Annotated in this window: 17 protein-coding genes; 8 read left to right on the top strand and 9 right to left on the bottom strand. The window is 69.2% G+C overall.

From position 1 onward, the window contains the following. Genes ACVCMC_RS13505 through ACVCMC_RS13495 form a run of 3 tightly spaced genes read left to right on the top strand, consistent with a single transcriptional unit; the run spans nt 1 to nt 2,182 of the window. Nucleotides 1-870 (top strand): ParB/RepB/Spo0J family partition protein, encoded by an 870-nt coding sequence (locus ACVCMC_RS13505; RefSeq protein WP_395120805.1) that lies wholly within the window; start codon nt 1-3, stop codon nt 868-870. 12 nt (nt 871-882) lie between these two features. Then, nucleotides 883-1,428, top strand: coding sequence for a sigma-70 family RNA polymerase sigma factor (locus ACVCMC_RS13500; RefSeq protein ID WP_447097666.1), 546 nt, complete (start codon nt 883-885; stop codon nt 1,426-1,428). After that, nucleotides 1,415-2,182, top strand: a complete 768-nt coding sequence (locus ACVCMC_RS13495; protein ID WP_447097665.1) for a DUF3379 family protein — start codon at nt 1,415-1,417, stop codon at nt 2,180-2,182. The genes ACVCMC_RS13500 and ACVCMC_RS13495 overlap by 14 nt, the downstream gene beginning before the upstream one ends. A gap of 93 nt (nt 2,183-2,275) precedes the next feature. On the opposite strand, the gene ACVCMC_RS13490 is transcribed toward ACVCMC_RS13495, so the two are convergent. The 4 genes from ACVCMC_RS13490 to bufA1 are packed head-to-tail and all read right to left on the bottom strand — an operon-like array spanning nt 2,276 to nt 4,688. Continuing rightward, the gene (locus ACVCMC_RS13490) at nt 2,276-2,746 is read right to left on the bottom strand and encodes a DoxX family protein (protein WP_447097664.1); all 471 of its coding nucleotides are present in this window, start codon (nt 2,744-2,746) and stop codon (nt 2,276-2,278) included. 31 nt (nt 2,747-2,777) lie between these two features. Further along, entirely contained in the window at nt 2,778-3,533 is a 756-nt protein-coding gene (locus ACVCMC_RS13485; protein WP_447097663.1) for an HvfC/BufC family peptide modification chaperone, read from the bottom strand. Then, entirely contained in the window at nt 3,508-4,374 is an 867-nt protein-coding gene (gene bufB, locus ACVCMC_RS13480) for an MNIO family bufferin maturase (protein WP_447097662.1), read from the bottom strand. The genes ACVCMC_RS13485 and bufB overlap by 26 nt, the downstream gene beginning before the upstream one ends. Before the next feature lie 5 nt (nt 4,375-4,379). Next, nucleotides 4,380-4,688 (bottom strand): BufA1 family periplasmic bufferin-type metallophore, encoded by a 309-nt coding sequence (bufA1, locus tag ACVCMC_RS13475; protein WP_447097661.1) that lies wholly within the window; start codon nt 4,686-4,688, stop codon nt 4,380-4,382. 170 nt (nt 4,689-4,858) lie between these two features. On the opposite strand from bufA1, the gene ACVCMC_RS13470 reads away from it, so the two are divergent. Continuing rightward, nucleotides 4,859-5,575, top strand: a complete 717-nt coding sequence (locus ACVCMC_RS13470; protein ID WP_395120812.1) for a glycosyltransferase — start codon at nt 4,859-4,861, stop codon at nt 5,573-5,575. Between the two features lie 64 nt (nt 5,576-5,639). Continuing rightward, complete coding sequence (locus ACVCMC_RS13465) at nt 5,640-6,008, top strand: DUF488 domain-containing protein (protein WP_447097660.1); 369 nt, start codon at nt 5,640-5,642, stop codon at nt 6,006-6,008. Nucleotides 6,009-6,068: 60 nt separating this feature from the next. On the opposite strand, the gene ACVCMC_RS13460 is transcribed toward ACVCMC_RS13465, so the two are convergent. Next, nucleotides 6,069-7,016: a patatin-like phospholipase family protein gene (locus ACVCMC_RS13460; protein ID WP_447097659.1), complete on the bottom strand. Its 948-nt coding sequence runs from the start codon at nt 7,014-7,016 to the stop codon at nt 6,069-6,071. Between the two features lie 195 nt (nt 7,017-7,211). Between ACVCMC_RS13460 and ACVCMC_RS13455 the strand changes: the two genes are divergently transcribed. Continuing rightward, on the top strand, nt 7,212-8,972 hold the full coding sequence (locus ACVCMC_RS13455) for an SLC13 family permease (protein WP_447097658.1): 1,761 nt from the start codon (nt 7,212-7,214) through the stop codon (nt 8,970-8,972). Between the two features lie 102 nt (nt 8,973-9,074). Here the strand turns inward: ACVCMC_RS13455 and ACVCMC_RS13450 are convergent, their stop codons facing one another. Continuing rightward, a complete protein-coding gene (locus ACVCMC_RS13450) occupies nt 9,075-10,046 on the bottom strand; it encodes a helix-turn-helix transcriptional regulator (protein WP_447097657.1) in 972 nt (323 codons plus the stop codon). 147 nt (nt 10,047-10,193) lie between these two features. Between ACVCMC_RS13450 and ACVCMC_RS13445 the strand changes: the two genes are divergently transcribed. Continuing rightward, a complete protein-coding gene (locus ACVCMC_RS13445; protein WP_395120817.1) occupies nt 10,194-10,991 on the top strand; it encodes a DUF481 domain-containing protein in 798 nt (265 codons plus the stop codon). A 118-nt stretch (nt 10,992-11,109) separates the two neighbouring features. Here the strand turns inward: ACVCMC_RS13445 and hemC are convergent, their stop codons facing one another. Continuing rightward, nucleotides 11,110-12,027 (bottom strand): hydroxymethylbilane synthase, encoded by a 918-nt coding sequence (gene hemC / locus ACVCMC_RS13440; RefSeq protein WP_447097656.1) that lies wholly within the window; start codon nt 12,025-12,027, stop codon nt 11,110-11,112. A gap of 136 nt (nt 12,028-12,163) precedes the next feature. Between hemC and ACVCMC_RS13435 the strand changes: the two genes are divergently transcribed. Next, the gene (locus tag ACVCMC_RS13435; RefSeq protein WP_447097655.1) at nt 12,164-12,919 is read left to right on the top strand and encodes a Bax inhibitor-1/YccA family protein; all 756 of its coding nucleotides are present in this window, start codon (nt 12,164-12,166) and stop codon (nt 12,917-12,919) included. Nucleotides 12,920-13,075: 156 nt separating this feature from the next. On the opposite strand, the gene ACVCMC_RS13430 is transcribed toward ACVCMC_RS13435, so the two are convergent. After that, nucleotides 13,076-16,129 (bottom strand): efflux RND transporter permease subunit, encoded by a 3,054-nt coding sequence (locus ACVCMC_RS13430; protein ID WP_447097654.1) that lies wholly within the window; start codon nt 16,127-16,129, stop codon nt 13,076-13,078. Nucleotides 16,130-16,138: 9 nt separating this feature from the next. Then, nucleotides 16,139-17,299: an efflux RND transporter periplasmic adaptor subunit gene (locus ACVCMC_RS13425; RefSeq protein WP_447097653.1), complete on the bottom strand. Its 1,161-nt coding sequence runs from the start codon at nt 17,297-17,299 to the stop codon at nt 16,139-16,141. Nucleotides 17,300-17,314 lie beyond the last annotated feature (15 nt).

Here is a 17,314-nt window from a genome sequence, read left to right as displayed (position 1 = left end):
ATGGCAGCAGCGAAAAAACGTGGATTGGGACGCGGGCTGGACGCCCTGCTCGGCGGCGACGGCGAAGGCACGCCGTCGGTACTGGCGCAGGAGGGTGAGCTGCGCACGCTGCCGATCCAGCAAATCCAGCCCGGCAAATACCAGCCGCGGCGCCACTGGAACGACGAGGCGCTGGACGAGCTGGCTGCCTCGATCAAGGCGCAGGGCCTGATCCAGCCGGTGGTGGTGCGCGAGATCGGCAAGCACCGCTACGAACTGATCGCCGGCGAACGCCGCTGGCGCGCCGCGCAGCGCGCGCAGCTGGGCGAGATCCCGGCGCTGATCAAGCAGGTGGCCGAGCAGGCCGTGCCGGCGATGGCGCTGATCGAGAACATCCAGCGCCAGGACCTCACCCCGCTGGAAGAAGCCGATGCGCTCAAGCGCCTGATCGAGGATTTCGAACTCACCCACCAGCAGGCCGCCGACGCGGTGGGGCGCTCGCGCGCCGCGGTGTCCAACCTGCTGCGGCTCACCGAGCTGCCCGAGGCGATCAAGAAACTGCTCGACGACGGCAAGCTGGAGATGGGCCACGCCCGCTGCCTGCTGACCCTGGACGAGTCCATCGCCGTGCCGCTGGCGCGCCAGGCCGTCACCCTCGGCTGGAGCGTGCGCGAGCTGGAGGAGGCCGCCCGCCGCGCGCAGACCGCGCCGAAGGGCAAGGCCCGCCACGCGCCCGCGCGCGATCCCAACATCAGCGCGCTGGAGCGCGAACTGGGCGAGCGCTTCGCCACCCGCGTCGAGCTGGCCCAGGGCAAGGGCGGCCGCGGCAAGCTGGTGATCCACTACCACAGCAACGACGAACTCGACGGCATCCTCGGCAAGATCCGCTGACCTTGGTGAAAGATGAAACGCTCCGGGCCGGTCTATCTGGCAGTGAGTTCCCGACAACGTCAATTCGAGGCGCTGACCCGCGCGCATGCCGGCGACCTGTACCGCTTCGCCTACTGGTTGTGCGGGCAGGATGCGCTGGCCCAGGATCTGGTGCAGGAGACCTTGTTGCGCGCGTGGAAAAGCCTCGACGCGCTGCGCGAGGCCGAGTCCGCCAAGCCGTGGCTGCTGACCATCCTGCGTCGCGAGAACGCGCGCCTGCATGAGCGCAAGACGCCGGATACCGTCGAGCTGGAAGACAACCTCGCCGAGGACGCCGCCTGGGCCAGCCCCGAGCGCCACGGCGATGCCGCCGAACTGCGTGAAGCCATGTCCCGATTGCCGCACAAGTACCGCGAACCGCTGCTGCTGCAGGTGCTGGGCGGCATGAGTTGCGACGAGATCGCCGCCGAGCTGGACCAACAGCCCGGCGCGGTGATGACCCAGTTGTTCCGCGCCCGGCAGAAGCTGAAATCCATCCTGCAGGGCGGCCGCCCGGAGGCGCAGCATGGATTGCCTTGAGTTCCGCCGCCGCCTCGGCGCCGAACCGCACTCGCGCGCTGCCGAACTGCTCGCCCATCGCGACAGCTGCCCCGCCTGCGCCGCCGCGTGGGAGCGCGCCCAGGCCTTCGAGCGCGAACTGCACGCCGCGCTCGAGGTGTCCGTGCCCGAAGGCCTCGCCGAGCGCGTGCTGCTGGCCCAGGCCACCGGCGAGCGCCACCGGCAGACCCGTCGCCGCCAGCTGGCGTTCGCGCTGGCCGCCTCGCTGCTGCTCGCGCTCGGCCTCGGCGGCTACGGCTGGAAGCGGATGGATGCGCGCTCGCTGCCTGCGCTCGCCGTCGCGCACATGCCCGACGAAATCCACTCGCTCGACCTCGTCCAGCCCATCGGTACGCCCGCCATCGCCGCCGGCTTCGCCGTGCGCGGCGTCAGCCTGCGCGGCCCCGCCCCCGTCGACGTCACCTACGTGCACGACTGCCCGGTCGGCCCCTACAAGACCGTGCACCTGGTCAGCCGCGTCGGCGGCACCCCGGTCGCCGTGCTCTACCTGCCGCACAAGCAAGTGGCCAAGGCCAGCGACTTCCAGCGTGACGGCTGGCATGGCCGCATCGTGCCGCTGCAACACGGCACCCTGGTGATGCTCACCGACCGTGGCGGCGCACGCCCGTTCGACGCGGTGGCACGCCACTGGCGGGTGGCGATCGATGGAGAGGGCAGCGCGCAGACTGCGCAGCGCCGCGCGGTCAACGAGGCGCCGGGCCGGTTGGCACCCTGAGTCTTCCAGGCACCTGATCACAAGGACTCGCGGCGACCGGCTGGCGTCCATGCCCTTTCGTCCGCGCTGACACGACGGGCAGGGGACTCCCCGTCACCGAAACAACCGGCTCATCACGGCGTCCCCCGAGATCCGCCCTGCCCCAAGCGCCACCAGGGCCAGCAGCATCAACCCCCAGGCCTTGTGGTCATTGAAGTCGCCGCCGATCAGTCCGTGCCAGAGGCCGTTCGGCCACAGTGCCGGGTAGGAGACCACCGCGACGATGTTGTAGACGAACAGCACGGCGGCGACCACGCGGGTGCCGAGGCCCAGCGCGAGGAACCACGGCAGCACCAGTTCGGTCCAGGTGGCGAGCGTGGCGGCCAGCGCAGGGGCGAGCAGGGGCACCTGGTATTCGTTGTCGAACAGGTAGGCCGTGCCGCTGGGGTCATCCCATTTCACCGTGCCGGCGCGCCAGAACGCGAGCGCCACGAACACGCGGAACAGCAGCAGGGCGAGCGGGGTGAGCACCGCGAGTTGCGCGGTGAGACGCGACCAGCGGGCGATGGCGACGGCGGTGTTCATGTGGACGATTCCCGGATGAGTGGATGACGGATCACGCGGCGAGCAGCGCGTGTTCGAGCAGGGGGCGCAGCAGGGTTTCGGGCGGCGCCTGCGGGTCGATCAGCTGTGCGGCGGCGAGCGCCAGGTCGAGCGATGACTCATGCCGCAGCGCGTCCACGAACGCGGCCTGCGCAGGTGCGATGGCGCGCATCGCGACCTGGCTGCCTTCGCGCCACAGCAAGACGGATTGCGGCACGGCGGGGTCGATGGCGTCGTGTTCCGGCGCCTGCGCGCAACGCCACAGGTCGAGCACCGCCCAGGCGCAGGACAGCGCGCGCACGCACGGCCGCAGCCGCGGCGGGTGGTCCGCGTCGGCCAGCGCAGCGACCAGGGCTGCGGCATCGGCGGGCGTGGCATCGGCGGCCAGCGCGACTTCCTGGCGCAGCCATTCCAGCCGCGCCACGTCACCCAGCCAGGGCCACGGCGCGGTTTCCGGCTGCGCGGCCACGAACGCGGCGAAGTCGGCGCCGTAATCCTGCAGGTTGCCGCTGCGGTTGCCGCGGAAAGCGGCGTGGCGGGTGGCGAGGCCGTCGAAGCAGTCCTCGCCGAGCAGGTGTTGCAGCGCGGGGAAACTGGTGGCCAGCGCGTCGACGTGGATCGCGAGGTTGGCGTTCCGATAGATGCGCAGGCGGGCGGCGGGCGCGATGCCGCGCGTGGCGATCCACGGTTCCAGCGAGGGCGCCACGCCGTCCACGATGGCGCCGGCGAACGCGTGCTGCAGCTCACGCAGCGAGGGCGGCGACGACATCGAGATGCTCCGTGGCGAGCCGCGCCTCGTCTTCCAGCACGGCGAAATCGGGCAAGTGCTGGTCCCATTCGATCAGGGTGGGTTTCGCGCCGAGGCGGGCCAGCGTGTAGCCGTACAGCGCCCACACGGCGGCATCGACGCGCTGGTCGTGCGAGTCGATCAGCAGTTCGCCGCCCAGCCCCTGCTTGCGGGTGAAGCCGGCCAGGTGCAGTTCGCCCACCGCGGCGGCGGGGATGCCGTCGATGAAGCGTTGCGCGTCGAAGCCGTGGTTGACGCTGTTGACGTAGACGTTGTTGACGTCCAGCAGCAGGCCGCAGCCGCTGCGCGCGGCGAGTGCGGCAAGGAACTCCCACTCGCTCAGCGTCGAGTGGCTGAAATGGATGTAGCTGGAGACGTTCTCCACCAGCACGCGGCGGCCCAGCGTTTCCTGCAACTGGCCCACGCGCGCCACCATCAGCTCCAGCGCTTCCTCGGTGTACGGCAGCGGCAGCAGGTCGTTGTAGTGGCGCCCGCCGATGGCGCCCCAGCACACGTGCTCGGATACCAGCGCGGGTTCGGCGCGTTGCACCAGCGCGCGCAGCGCGGCGAGGTGGGCGGGATCGAGCGGCTCGGCCGAACCCAGCGACAGGCCCACGCCGTGCAGGCTCACCGGGTAGTCGCGGCGCAGCGCGTCTAACGCGTCCCACAGCGCGCCGCCGGCGCAGAACAGATTCTCGCTGTGCAGCTCGAAGAACGGCACGGCGGGCCGGTGGTGCAGCACGTGCGCGACGTGCGCCGGCCGCAGCCCGATCCCGACACTCGTCGGGATCGGCTGCGCACGCACGGGGCGTGACGGGGGCACGGCTGTCAGCTCTTCTTCATCATGGCGTCGTGCGACATGGCGTCGTGGGCCTGCAGCGAACCGCCATCGAGCTTGGCGCACAGGCCGGCGGGTACCGCCACGAAGGCCTGCGGATCGCGCGCCTTGCTGTCCTGGCCCGCGCAGGAATGGCCCGGGGACTGGCAGTCGTTCTTCATCGCGGCGTTGACGCCGTAGCACTTCTGCGTGGCGCTGGCGGCCATCTTGTCGGCGGCGTGGGCGGTCGTGGCGGCGCCGAGCGCGCCGGCGGCGAGCAGGCTGAGCAAGGCGGAGCTGAGGATGGTCTGGGCTTGCATGGGTCTCTCCCGTGGATGCCGGACAATTCCGGCTGCGGTAGATGACCCGGTGGACGCGGATTTCATTACACCCGGTTTTCGTATCCGGTGCCGACGGTCCGTGCCGGCAGGCATTAAACTGCGCGTTCGCCGCCGTCCGCGGTGCCCGTTTCCGCTGAAAGGCCAGCCCCATGCCGCAACTTTCCGTCGTCGTCCCCGTGTTCAACGAGCGCGACAACATCCCGCCGCTGCTGGCCGAAATCGCGGCTGCCTTGCGTGGCACGGCCGACTACGAAGTGATCTACGTCGACGACGATTCGTCCGACGACAGTCGCGCCGTGCTCGAAGCGCAGAAGGCGCAGCATCCCGAGTTGCGCGTGCTGCATCACGTCACCCGCAGCGGCCAGAGCACGGCGGTGTGGAACGGCGTGCGCGCGGCGCGCGGCAGCTGGATCGCCACGCTGGACGGCGACGGCCAGAACGATCCGGCCGACATCCCGAAGCTGCTCGCCGCGCGCGACGCGGCGGCGGCCGAGGTGAAGCTGTTCGCCGGCTGGCGCACCACCCGCCGCGACAGTTTCAACAAGCGCATCTCCTCGAAGGTCGCCAACGCGGTGCGCTCGCGCATGCTGCGCGACGCCACGCCGGACACCGGCTGCGGCCTGAAGCTGTTCGAGCGCGAGGTGTTCCTGCGCCTGCCCTACTTCGACCACATGCACCGCTACCTGCCGGCGCTGGTCAAGCGCGCCGGCTTCCGGAGCACCAGCGTGCCGGTGGGCCATCGCCCGCGCACCGCCGGCGTGTCCAAGTACGGCATGCTGGACCGGCTGTGGGTCGGCCTGGCCGACCTGCGTGGCGTGGCGTGGCTGATGCGCCGGGGCAAGGTGACCGAAGTCGAGGAACTCTGACCTCGATCACGCGGTGTCGCCGCGGCGGTCGTATGCTTGTCCTGTTTCATTGCAGGAGAACGCCATGGCCCTCGCGATCAAGCGTGCGTACGAAGCGCCCGCCAGGGAGGATGGTTATCGCGTGCTGGTGGAGCGGCTGTGGCCGCGCGGCATGAAGAAGGAAGATGTGCCGCTGGACCAGTGGGCCAAGGAACTGGCGCCGACCACGGCGCTGCGCAAATGGTTCGGCCACGATCCGGCGCGCTGGGACGGCTTCCGCCACCGCTACGCCAGCGAACTCGACGAGCTGGCCGAATACTGGCAACCGCTGGCCGAGCGCTCCGCGCGGCACCCGGTCACCCTGATCTACAGCGCCCGCGACGAGGAGCACAACGGTGCCCTCGTGCTGCGCGACTACCTGCAGCACTGGCTGCACACGCACGGGCCGCGCTGACCGCCTTGAGCATGGCCCCGCCCTTGCGCAGCGGGGAAGTCGAAGTGCCGTGCGGCCCGCTCAAGTCGCGCGCAGCGGCGTGCCCGTGCGCGGCCACTCGGCCAGCGCCTTGCGCGTCTGCAGGCGACCGCGCTCGATCAGTTCGCGGGCGCGGTAGAACTCGTAGACGCTGGCGATGTTGCGCGGCAGGGTGATCAGCAGGTCCGGCTCGTACGCGGCCAGGCGCAGCCGCGCCAGGTTGGCCTGCATCAGGTCCATCGCCTGGTTCAGCGTGTCGAAGGTACCGGGCTCGCGCGGCGGTTCCTCGCTGCGCGGCATCAGCCGGCTGATGAACTCGCCGATGCGGTGGCGATAGCTAGGGTCCTGTCCGGTGGCGCTCTCCTCCACCGGCGCGACGGCCGCCTCGACCGGGCCGTCCACGCTGACGGCGAACAGATAATCCGCCTCCACCCCGATCAGCGGCGTGACCGGCACCGGGTTGAGCAGGGCGCCGTCGACCATGCGGTGGCCGTTGAGGTGGTGCGGGCGGAACACGGTCGGCACGGCGATCGAGGCGCGGATGGCCTCGAACAGGTTGCCGCGGCCCAGCCATACCTCGCGGCCGCGGTCGAGGTCGGTGGCCACCGCGGTGAACGCCAGCGGCAGCTCCTCGATCAGGGTGTCGCCGATCAGCCCGCGCAGCGTGCCGATGATCTTCTCGCCCTTGATCAGGCCGCCGCCGGAAAAGGACCAGTCGACCAGTCGCAGCACGTCGAAACGGGCCAGCGCGCTCACCCAGTCGCGGTAGACGTCGAGCTTGCCCATCGCGTGGATGCCGCCGATCAGCGCGCCCATCGAGCTGCCGGCGATCGCCACGATGCGAAAACCCTGCGCCTCGATTTCCTCGATCACGCCGATGTGCGCCAGCCCCTTGGCGCCGCCGGCGCCGAGCGCCAGCGCCACGGTGGGCTGGCGCTCGCCGGCTGGTTCTTGTGGCTCGCCTGGCGCGTCGGGTTCGTGGGTATTCATGCCGACATTCAATCACGAATCGTCGATGCCGCCGCGGCCAGCCGGCAGCGACGGCGGGCGAACAGCTGCGCGGGTTAGTATGACCGGGGCCGTGGCGGCAAGCCGACGGCGACACTCCACGGAAACCTGCATGGCCCCATCCCGACCCACCGCGACGCCCCGCCCCGCCCGCCTGCCCGCGCCGAGGCGCGCTGCATGAACTGGCAGGCATGGGCCACGGTCGCGGTGATCGTGCTGGCGATGGCGCTGTTCGCCAGCGAGAAGCTGCGCATCGACCTGATCGCGCTGCTGGTGCTGGCGACGCTGGTGATCCTGGGCATCGTCACGCCGGTGGAGGCGCTCAGCGGCTTCAGCAACGAGGCGACGGTGACGGTGGCGGCGATGTTCGCGCTCAGCCTGGGCATCGAGCGCTCCGGCGCGCTCGATCCGCTGAGCCGCTGGCTGATGCGGATCAAGCGGCCGTGGGTGCTGACCCTGGCGCTGATGCTGGCGATCGCGCCGCTGGGCGCCTTCGTCAAGAACATTGCGCTGGTGGCCACCTTCCTGCCGCTGGCGCTGCGCGTGTGCCAGCGCACACACACCTCGCCCGGCCGCGTGCTGATGCCGATGGCCTACGCCGCGCAGATGGGCGGCGTGTGCACGCTGATCGGCACCTCCTCCAACCTGCTCGCCGACACGCTGGCGCAGAAGCACGGGATGGAGGCGTTCGGCGTGTTCGAGTTCACCCGCATGGGCGTGATCCTGGCGGTGGTCGGCATTGTCTACCTGATGCTGGTCGGCCGCTGGCTGCTGCCGCGCGAGATCGACACCCAGCTGCCGGTGCAGGAGGAGATCGGCAAGTACGTCACCGAGCTGGAGGTGACCGAGCAGTCCGCGCTGGTCGGCGGCAGCATCGCCGATGCGAAGCTGGGCGAGCGTTACGGCGTCTACCCGCTGGAGCTGCTGCGCGGCGAGCGGCGCATGTGGTCGCCGCGCAGCCAGGAGATCGCCGTCGGCGACGTGCTGCTGGTGCGCGGCGACTGGGGGAAGATCGAGGATTTCCAGCGCCGCGCCGGCCTGCGCAACGCGCCGGACCGCCGCTACGCCACCGGCGATGCCCGCTCGCGGGTGATGGTGGAGCTGATGATCGCGCCGGCCAGCCCGATGGAAGGCCGCCAGCTGGAGGAAACCGGCCTGCACTGGCGCTACGACGCGGTGGCGCTGGCGATCCACCGGCGCGGCCAGCTGCTGCGCGACAAGCTCAGCGACGTCAGCCTGGCGGTGGGCGACGTGCTGCTGGTGCTGGTCGACGACGAGGCGTTGTCCAACCTGCGCAACGACGAGGCCTTCATCGTGCTGAGCGAGCGCGAGGAAGCCCACCGCACCCCGCGCAAGGCGTTGTATGCCGCCGCGATCATGGTCGGCGTGGTGGTGGCCTCCGGCCTGCACTGGCTGCCGATCCCGATCGCGGCGATCTGCGGCGCGGTGGCGATGGCGCTCACCGGCTGCTTCGGCCGCAAGGACGTCTACGAGGGCGTGGACTGGAAGATCATCATCCTGCTCGGCGCGATCCTGCCGCTGGGCATCGCGATCGAGCGCAGCGGCCTGTCGGAAACGCTGGTGCAGATGGGGCTGGGCGTGGTCGGCGACCACGGCCCGCTGGCCGGCCTGCTGATGGTCTACCTGCTGACCGCCCTGCTCACCGAACTGATGGGCCACAACCCCTCGGTGGTGCTGATGGTGGGCATCGCCGTGTCGGTGGCCCACGCCATGCACGTGGACCCGCGCCCGTTCGTCGTCGCGGTCGCCTTCGCCGCCGCCACCTCGTTCGCCACCCCGGTCGGCTACCCCACCAACACCATGGTCTACTACGCCGGCGGCTACCGCTTCACCGACTTCATGAAGGTCGGCATCCCGCTGATCGCCATCTTCTGCGCGCTGTCGATGTGGTTGATCCCGAAGTTTTGGCCGTTCTAGAGCTGGGAATAGGGAATAGGGAATGGGGAATGGGGAATAGGAAGAGCAACGGCGTTCCGCGACCCCCTGCTTTCCCTATTCCCCATTCCCTATTCCCGGCAGTCAGGCATAGCCTGACAGCGCCAGCCGCAGCAGGATCTTCATCTCCTCGCGCAGCGGCAGCGGGGCGACCACTTCCGCGTCGGGGCCGTACTTGAGCACGTCCATCAACAACTCTTTCGAGTTGGAGTAGGGCAGCTTCAGCTCGTAGCGGCCGTCGCTCAGCCATTCGCCCTGCTGCTGCGAATGCCAGTGCTCGTCGGAAACCCAGCGCGCGGCGTGGGCGGAGAAGCGGATCGTGGCCCAGGCCTTGGGCTTGCCGGCGAAAATGCCGTAGCTGGAGGCGAGCAGTTCGTTGAGCTCGCTGTCGGTGACGTCGCGGGCGGGCGCGTCCTGCGCCTGCGCCTCGGCGATGCGGTCCACCGCGAAACTGCGCAGCGCCTCGCGGTCGTGGTCCCACACGTCGAGGTACCAGTTGTCGCGGTAGTGGGTCAGCCGCTGCGGGGAGACCAGCCGGCGGCTGTCGGCATTGGTGGTGCGTGCGCGGTAGCGGAAGCGCAGCTGGCGCCGTTCGAGCACCGCGCCGGCGACCACGCGGAACACTTGCTGGTCGAGCTTGCGCTCGCCCCACGGAATCACCCGGATGCGCTCGATCGGCAGCGCCTTGCCGCTTCCCTGGTGCGACAGCAGGCCCTCGATGCGCGCCTTGAACGGCGCCAGCGTGCCGGCGAGCACGCCGGGGCCGGAGCGGCTGATCAGTTCGTTGAGCGCCAGCAGCGAGGCCAGCTCGTCGGAGGTCAGCCACAGGCCGGGCAGCTCGAACTTCTCGCCTTCGCCGGCTTCGTAGCGGAATGCCGCCTGGTCGGTGCCGGCGCTCTCGATCGGCGCGCCCAGCGCATCGCGCAGGAACGCCACGTCGCGATACAGCGTGGCGCGCGAGCATTCCAGTTCGCCCATCAGGCGCGACAACGGCACCGGATAGTGCGCCGATTTCAGCAGGCGATGCAGCGTCAATATCCGTTCGTAGCGATCCATTCGGCACGTCTCGGGCGGGGCACGTCCTAGCATGGTGGCGGCCGTGGATGGCTGCAAGTCGCACGGCGGGCCGGCGCATTCACTGCGAGTTCAAGACGGCTGGCTAAGGTACGCTGTTACCAAACTTTAACAAACGGATATTCGGCAATGAACAAGACCCTGATCGGCGGCCTGCTGCTGGCCGGTTTCGCCAGCTTCGCCGCCCACGCCCAGGACACGGAAAATCGCGGCGGCTGGAGCGGTTCGGGCGAATTCGGTTTCGCCTCGTCCACCGGCAACTCGCGCTCGGAGAACATCAACGCCAAACTGGGCCTGAGCCAGGAAAACGACCAGTGGAAGAACAACTTCTTCGTTGACGCGCTGCGCTCCAAGAGCGAGCAGAAGATCGTCGACACCAATGGCAACACGATCGAGCAGTTCAACACCACCGCCAACCGTTACGATGCCGGCGCCTCGGTCGGCCTCAAGCTCGACACGCGCAGCTACATCGTCGGCGCGGCCCGCTACGAGCACGACGACTTCGGCGCCAACCTGTGGCAGGGCACGGTCTCGCTGGGCTACGGCTATATCGCGCTGAAGGACGAGCGCAACGAGCTGTCGTTCGAAATCGGCCCCGGCTACAAGCGCTACCGTCCCGCCGACACCCAGGTGCTGGTCGGCAACGTGCTGGTCGCCCAGCGCCAGCCCACCGAAGGCGAAGTGGTGGCCCGCGGCCTGGTCAACTACAAGTTCAAGCTGAGCGCCAACACCGCCTTCGAGGACACGTTCCTCACCGAAGCGGGCTCCAAGAACACCTACATCCAGAACGACGCCGGCCTGGCCGTCAGCATGACCAAGAAGCTGGCCCTGAAAGTGGGCTTCCAGGTCCGCTACAACAGCGACGTGCAGCCGGGCGTGAAGCAGACCGACACGCTGACCACGACGAATCTCGTGTACAGCTTCTGAGCGCCGGATGGGGAGTGGCACGGCGGGCACCGCCCGCCGCTCCCCCGCATGGGCGGTGGCGGGCACTGCCCGCCGTGGGTCGCTGCCGCATGGACTGCAGGAGCGTGACAGCGTCGGCTCACGTCCCCAGCAGTTTGCCCGCCCCTTGCGCGAGCAACGCCTGCGCCACCTGTCGACCGAGTGCCTCGGCCTTATCCGCCGGCGCGCTGCCTTCGGCGTGCAGCAGCTGGCCGCTGGCCGCGTCGCCGACGAGGCCGCGCAGGTGCAAGCCGTGGTCGCTGCGCATGCACCAGGCGCCGACCGGCACCGTGCAGCTGCCGCCCAGGGCGCGGTTCATCGCGCGCTCGGTGCTCACCGTGAGCCGCGTGTCGGCGTCGTCGAGCGCGGCGAGCAGGGCCAGCACCGCCGGATGCTCGTCGCGCGCCTCGATCGCGATGGCGGCCTGGCCCGGGGCGGGCAGCCAGTCCGGCGCGGCCAGTCGCGAGACGATGCGCGAGGCCAGGCCGAGGCGTTCCAGCCCGGCGCAGGCCAGCACGATCGCGTCGTACTGGCCGGCGTCGAGCTTGCCCAGCCGGGTGCCGACGTTGCCGCGCAGGTCGCTCAGCTGCAGATCCGGCCGCAGCGCGCGCAGTTGCGCCTGCCGGCGCAGCGACGAGGTGCCCACCCGCGCGCCCTGCGGCAGCGCGGCGAGGTCGGCGTAGTGGTTGCTGACGAAAGCGTCGGCGGCGTCGGCGCGGGGCAGGATGGCCGGCAGGGTGAAGCCGCTCTCGAGATCGGCCGGCACGTCCTTCAGCGAATGCACCGCCAGCTCGGCGCGGCCCTCCAGCATGGCCACTTCCAGCTCCTTGAGGAACAGCCCCTTGCCGCCGATGGTGGCCAGCGGCTGGTCGAGGATCTCGTCGCCGCGGGTGGACAGCGGCACCAGTTCCACGACCAGGCCGGGGTGCGCCGCGCGCAGCAACGCGGCGACGTGCTCGGCCTGCCACAGCGCCAGCGCGCTCTTGCGGGTGGCGATGCGCAAGGTGGAAAGGCTCATGGGAACTCCGCAAGAATCGGCAAGGTCTCAATTGTCGCGTAGTCGGCCACCACGGTGCAGCGTGGCGAATCGGCGCGGTGGCTGTCGCGACGGGCGCGGGCCGGCTACGATGACGTAAATTCCTGCGGAGTTCATCATGCAAAGCGGCAACCCGGCACTCAACAAGAACACCTTCCTCGACGCCGCCAGCGGTGCGGTGGTGGCGCATGGCGACGAGGTGATGACCCTCAACGGCACGGTCAACAAGACCGGCCTGCTGCTGATCCTGGCCATCGTCGGCGCGGCCTTCAGCTGGGGCCAGTTCAACGGCGCGGAGAGCCTGCCGACGATGGGCCCGCTGATGATCGGCGGCGCCATCGGCGGCCTGATCCTGGCCTTGGTCACCGTGTTCAAGAAAACCTGGGCGCCGGTCACCGCGCCGTTGTACGCGCTGGTGGAGGGCGTCTTCATCGGCGCGTTGTCGGCGATCTTCGAGATGCGCTACCCGGGCATCGTGATGCAGGCGGTGGGGCTGACCTTCGGCGTGATGGCGGCGATGCTGCTGGCCTATCGCAGCGGGCTGATCCGCGCCACCGAGAAGTTCAAGCTCGGCATCGTCGCGGCCACCGGCGGCATCATGCTGCTGTACCTGGCCAACTTCGTGATGGGCTTCTTCGGCCATTCGATGGGCTTCATCAACGGCTCCAGCGGCCTGGGCATCGCCTTCAGCGGCGTGGTGGTGGTGATCGCCGCGCTCAACCTGATCCTCGACTTCGACATGATCGAGCAGGGCGTGCATGCCCGCGCACCGAAATACATGGAGTGGTACGGCGCCTTCGCCCTGGTGGTGACCCTGGTGTGGCTGTACCTGGAACTGCTGCGCTTGCTGTCGAAGCTGCAGTCGCGCAACTGAGACAGCGGCGGGAGTGAAGAAAGTCGGCGGGCGATGTCCGCCGGCTTTTTTTGGGGCCGGGAAAGCGGCGGGCAGTGCCCGCCCTACACCGACGTATCGTCGCGTAGGGCGGGCACTGCCCGCCGGCTCTTGCTTTCCGGGCGGGGCTCTCTTCGTCTAGGCCACCAGCTCAGCGTCATCCCCCGGCTGTTCCGCGTGATGGTCCGCCGCCAGCAGCATGTAGAACGCGGGCACCACGAACAGGGTGAACACGGTGCCGATGGCCAGACCGGTGGAGATCACCAGGCCCATGTTGAAGCGGCCCGCGGCGCCGGCGCCGGCGGCGATAACCAGCGGCATCACGCCGAGCACCATCGCCGCGGTGGTCATCAGGATCGGCCGCAGGCGCACCGCCGCGGCGTGCTCGATCGCCTCGCGCTTGGACATGCCGGCGCGCTGCGAGTCGTTGGCGAACTGCACGATCAGGATGCCGTGCTTGCTGATCAGGCCCATCAGGGTGACCAGGCCCACCTCGGTGTAGATGTTGAGGCTGGTGAACAGGTTGACGAAGATCAGCGCCCCGAACAGCGCCAGCGGCACCGAGACCAGGATCACCACCGGGTCGCGCAAGCTGTTGAACTGCGCCGCCAGCGCCAGGAACACGATGATGACGGCGAACAGCAAGGTGCCGCCGAAGCCGCCGGATTCCTGCATGAACTGGCGCGACTGGCCGGCATAGTCCACGTTGTAGCCGCTCGGCGCCACCTCGTGCACCAGGTCGCGCAGGTAGGTCAGCGCATCGCCCTGCGACATGCCCGACACGCCCGAGATGGTGGCCGAGTTCAGCTGCTGGAAGCGGTTCAGCGACTGCGGCACCACCTCGTGGGTGACCTTGGCCACGGTGCCGGCCTGGATCACCGAGCCGTCCGGCACGCGCAGGTAGTAGTCCAGCACCTGCTCCGGATTCAGCCGGTCGGCCTGCAACACCTGCGGGATCACCCGGTACGAACGCCCGGCGATGGAGAAGTAGTTGACGTAGCCGCCGCCCAGCGCCGAGCCCAGCGCGGCGCCGACGTCGGCCTGGGTCAGGCCCAGCGTGGCGATCAGGTTGCGGTCCAGGTTCACCGTGGCCTGCGGCTTGTCGATCTTCAGGTCGGAGTCGATGAAATAGAACTTGCCGCTGGCCTGCGCCTTGGCCAGCACCGCGCTGGCCACTTCGTCGAGATTGTCGAACGGCTCGGTGGTGGTGATCACCACCTGGATCGGCAGGCCCTGCGCGCCGGGCAGCGGCGGAAACTGGAACGCCGCCACACGGCCGCCGGCGATGCCGTTCCATTTTTCCTGCAACACCTGCTGCAGTTCGTGCGCGCTGCGCTCGCGCTGGTCCCACGGCTTGAACACCACGCCGCCGATGCCCTGGTTCACCGTCGGCACGCCGGTCAGCTGGAACATCTGCTCGTACTCGGGCAATTCCTTGGCCAGCTCGAACATCTGGGTGGCGTAAACGTTCATCTGCTCGGCGGTGGCGTTCGGTGCGCCGACGATCTGGCCCACCACCACGCCCTGGTCCTCCTCCGGCGCCAGTTCCGATTGCGCAGTGACGCCCAGCGCCACCGTGGCCAGCAGCAGCAGGCCGGCCATCACGATCACCACCACCCAGGTCGACAGCACGTTGTGCAGCACGCGCTGGTAGCCGTGGTGCACGCGGTCGAACTGGCGGTCGATGAACTGCACGAAGCGACCGCCTTCCTGCCCGCTCGTGAAGAAGCGCGAGGTCAGCATCGGCGACAGCGTCAGCGCCACGATCGCCGACACGGTCACCGCGCCGGCGAGGGTGAACGCGAACTCGCTGAACAGCGCGCCGGTGAGGCCCTTCTGAAAGCCGATCGGCACGTACACCGCGATCAGCACCACGGTCATCGCCAGGATCGGCCCGCCCAGCTCGCGTGCGGCCAGCAGTGCGGCCTGCAGCGGGGTCTTGCCTTCCTCCTTCATGTGGCGGTCGACGTTCTCCACCACGATGATCGCGTCGTCCACCACCAGGCCGATCGCCAGCACCAGCGCCAGCAGGGTCAGCAGGTTGATCGAATAGCCCAGCACCAGCATCACGAAGAACGCGCCGATCAGCGCCAGCGGCATCGCGATCACCGGGATGATCACCGCGCGCAGGCTGCCCAGGAACAGGAAGATCACCAGGGTGACGATCAGCAGCGCCTCGACCAGGGTCTTGATGACCTCGTTGATCGAGCTGTTCACGAAGTCGGTGCCGTCGTAGACGATCTTGCCGGTCAGCCCGCTCGGCAACTGGTGCTGGATCTCGGGGAACGCATCGCGCACGCGCTGGGCCACGTCCAGCACGTTGGCGTCCGGCGCGACCTTGATGCCGATGAACACCGAACGCTTGCCGTTGAAGGCCACGTTGAAGTCGTAGTTCTCCGAGCCCAGCGACACCGTGGCCACATCCTGCAGCCGCACGATCGCGCCGCCGGACTGGCGGACCACCAGCTGCTTGAATTCATCCACCGTGTGCAGGCTGCTGTCGGTGGTCAGGTCCACCGTCACCGCCTGGCCCTTGCTGGAGCCGACCGCGGCGAGATAGTTGTTGGCCGCCAGCGCGGCGTTGACGTCGCTGGCGGTGACGCCGACCGCGGCCATCCTGGCCGGGTCCAGCCACGCGCGCAGCGCGAACTGGCGCGCGCCGAGCAGCTCGGCGGTCTGCACGCCGTCGAGCGCGTCCAGCTTCGGCTTGACCACGCGCGCGAGGTAGTCGGTGATGTTGTTGGTCGGCAGCACGTCGCTGTAGAAGCCGATGTACATCGCGTCGACCGTCTCGCCGGTCTGCACGTTCAGCACCGGCTGCTGCGCCTGCGGCGGCAGCTGGTTCTTCACCGAATTGACCTGGGTGGTGATCTCGGTCAGCGCGCGGTTGGCGTCGTAGTTGAGGCGCAACGTGGCGGTGATGGTGGACACGCCCGATACGCTGCTGGAGGACAGGTAGTCGATGCCCTGCGCCTGCGAGATCGCCTGCTCCAGCGGCTGCGTGATGAAGCCGGCCATGGTCGCCGCGTCGGCGCCGTAGTAGGCGGTGGTGACGGTGACCGTGGCGTTCTGCGTCTCCGGATACTGGCGCACGCTGAGGCTGCTGACCGCGCGGATGCCCAGCACCAGGATCAGCAGGCTGACGACGATCGCCAGCACCGGCTTGTTGATGAACGAGTCGGTGAATTTCATCGTGGCGGCTCAGTGTTCCTGCGGCGTGGGGTGCGCGCTGTCGGCCGGTTGCACCCGGTTGTCGACCTTGATCGGCGCGTCGTTCTTCAGCTTCACCTGGCCGCTGGTCACCACCTCGGTGCCGGCGGTGATGCCCTTGAGGATCGCCACCTGGTCGCCGCGCGTCTCGCCCACGGTCACGAAGGTCTGCTGCACCGTGGCCGGCAACGGGTGGCCCTGCGCGTCCTTGCCCTTGGACGGGTGCACCACGTAGACGGTGTCGCCGTAGGGGTTGTAGACGATCGCCGCCTGCGGCAGGGTCAGCCGGTTCTGGCGCCCGCCGAGATCGACCGTGAGCTTGGCGAACATGCCCGGGCTCAGCGCCTTGTCGGGGTTCGGCACGCTGGCCTCGACCCGCACGTTGCGGGTGCCGGGGTCGACCTTGGGGCTGATCGCGGTGAGCTTGCCGTCGAACTGGCGCCCTTCATAGGCATCCAGGTTCAGGTGCAGCGACTGGCCGACCTGCAACCGGCCCAGCTCGCTCTGCGGCACGTTGAAGTCGACCAGCAGCGGGTCCAGCTGCTGCAGCGTCACCAGCGTGGTGCCGGCGCTCACGTAGTCACCCGGGCTGGTCGTGATGATGCCGGCGCGGCCGGCGAACGGCGCGCGCAGCTGCTTCTTCGCCACGATCGCCTGCTGCTGCGCCACCGCGGCCTGGTTGGCCTTGAGCTCGGCCGCGGCGCGATCGTAATCGGCCTGGCTGATGGCCTGCGCCGCGAGCTGCTGGCGCGCGCGCTCGAAGGTCAGCTGCGACAGCTTCGCCGTCGCCTGCAGCTGCTCCAGCTTCGCCGTCTCGTCGCCGTCGCGCAGCTGCAGCAACAGCTGGCCCTGCTTGACGTCCTGGCCGGATTTCAGCGGCACCGCGGTGACCAGGCCGGAGGCATCCATCGCCAGCTCCGCGCCCTGCGCCGCGCGCAGCGTGCCGACCGCGTTCAGCGCGGGCTGCCACGGCTGCTCGCGGACGGTGGTGGTGCTGACCGTGGCCGGCGCCGGTTGCGGCATCGAGTGGATCATGCGCATCACCAGCAGCACCTTGATGCCGACGATCAACGCGATCAGCAGCAGCACGCCGCCGATCATCCAGAGCATGCGTTTGGTGGTGCCGGGTTTGTTGTCAACGCGCGTGGGCATGCGCGGGCTCCTGTG

The sequence above is a fragment of the Rhodanobacter sp. UC4452_H20 genome, from assembly GCF_052978205.1.
The sequence above is the reverse complement of the archived record's forward strand: the minus strand, read 5'-3'. Positions and strand labels throughout refer to the sequence as shown.

Coding starts and splice junctions, on each gene's coding strand:
- ACVCMC_RS13505 (WP_395120805.1), top strand. CDS start 1: ATGGCAGCAGCGAAAAAACGTGGATTGGGACGCGGGCTGGACGCCCTG.
- ACVCMC_RS13500 (WP_447097666.1), top strand. CDS start 883: ATGAAACGCTCCGGGCCGGTCTATCTGGCAGTGAGTTCCCGACAACGT.
- ACVCMC_RS13495 (WP_447097665.1), top strand. CDS start 1,415: ATGGATTGCCTTGAGTTCCGCCGCCGCCTCGGCGCCGAACCGCACTCG.
- ACVCMC_RS13490 (WP_447097664.1), bottom strand. CDS start 2,746: ATGAACACCGCCGTCGCCATCGCCCGCTGGTCGCGTCTCACCGCGCAA.
- ACVCMC_RS13485 (WP_447097663.1), bottom strand. CDS start 3,533: ATGTCGTCGCCGCCCTCGCTGCGTGAGCTGCAGCACGCGTTCGCCGGC.
- bufA1 (WP_447097661.1), bottom strand. CDS start 4,688: ATGCAAGCCCAGACCATCCTCAGCTCCGCCTTGCTCAGCCTGCTCGCC.
- ACVCMC_RS13470 (WP_395120812.1), top strand. CDS start 4,859: ATGCCGCAACTTTCCGTCGTCGTCCCCGTGTTCAACGAGCGCGACAAC.
- ACVCMC_RS13465 (WP_447097660.1), top strand. CDS start 5,640: ATGGCCCTCGCGATCAAGCGTGCGTACGAAGCGCCCGCCAGGGAGGAT.
- ACVCMC_RS13460 (WP_447097659.1), bottom strand. CDS start 7,016: ATGAATACCCACGAACCCGACGCGCCAGGCGAGCCACAAGAACCAGCC.
- ACVCMC_RS13455 (WP_447097658.1), top strand. CDS start 7,212: ATGAACTGGCAGGCATGGGCCACGGTCGCGGTGATCGTGCTGGCGATG.
- ACVCMC_RS13450 (WP_447097657.1), bottom strand. CDS start 10,046: ATGGATCGCTACGAACGGATATTGACGCTGCATCGCCTGCTGAAATCG.
- ACVCMC_RS13445 (WP_395120817.1), top strand. CDS start 10,194: ATGAACAAGACCCTGATCGGCGGCCTGCTGCTGGCCGGTTTCGCCAGC.
- hemC (WP_447097656.1), bottom strand. CDS start 12,027: ATGAGCCTTTCCACCTTGCGCATCGCCACCCGCAAGAGCGCGCTGGCG.
- ACVCMC_RS13435 (WP_447097655.1), top strand. CDS start 12,164: ATGCAAAGCGGCAACCCGGCACTCAACAAGAACACCTTCCTCGACGCC.
- ACVCMC_RS13430 (WP_447097654.1), bottom strand. CDS start 16,129: ATGAAATTCACCGACTCGTTCATCAACAAGCCGGTGCTGGCGATCGTC.
- ACVCMC_RS13425 (WP_447097653.1), bottom strand. CDS start 17,299: ATGCCCACGCGCGTTGACAACAAACCCGGCACCACCAAACGCATGCTC.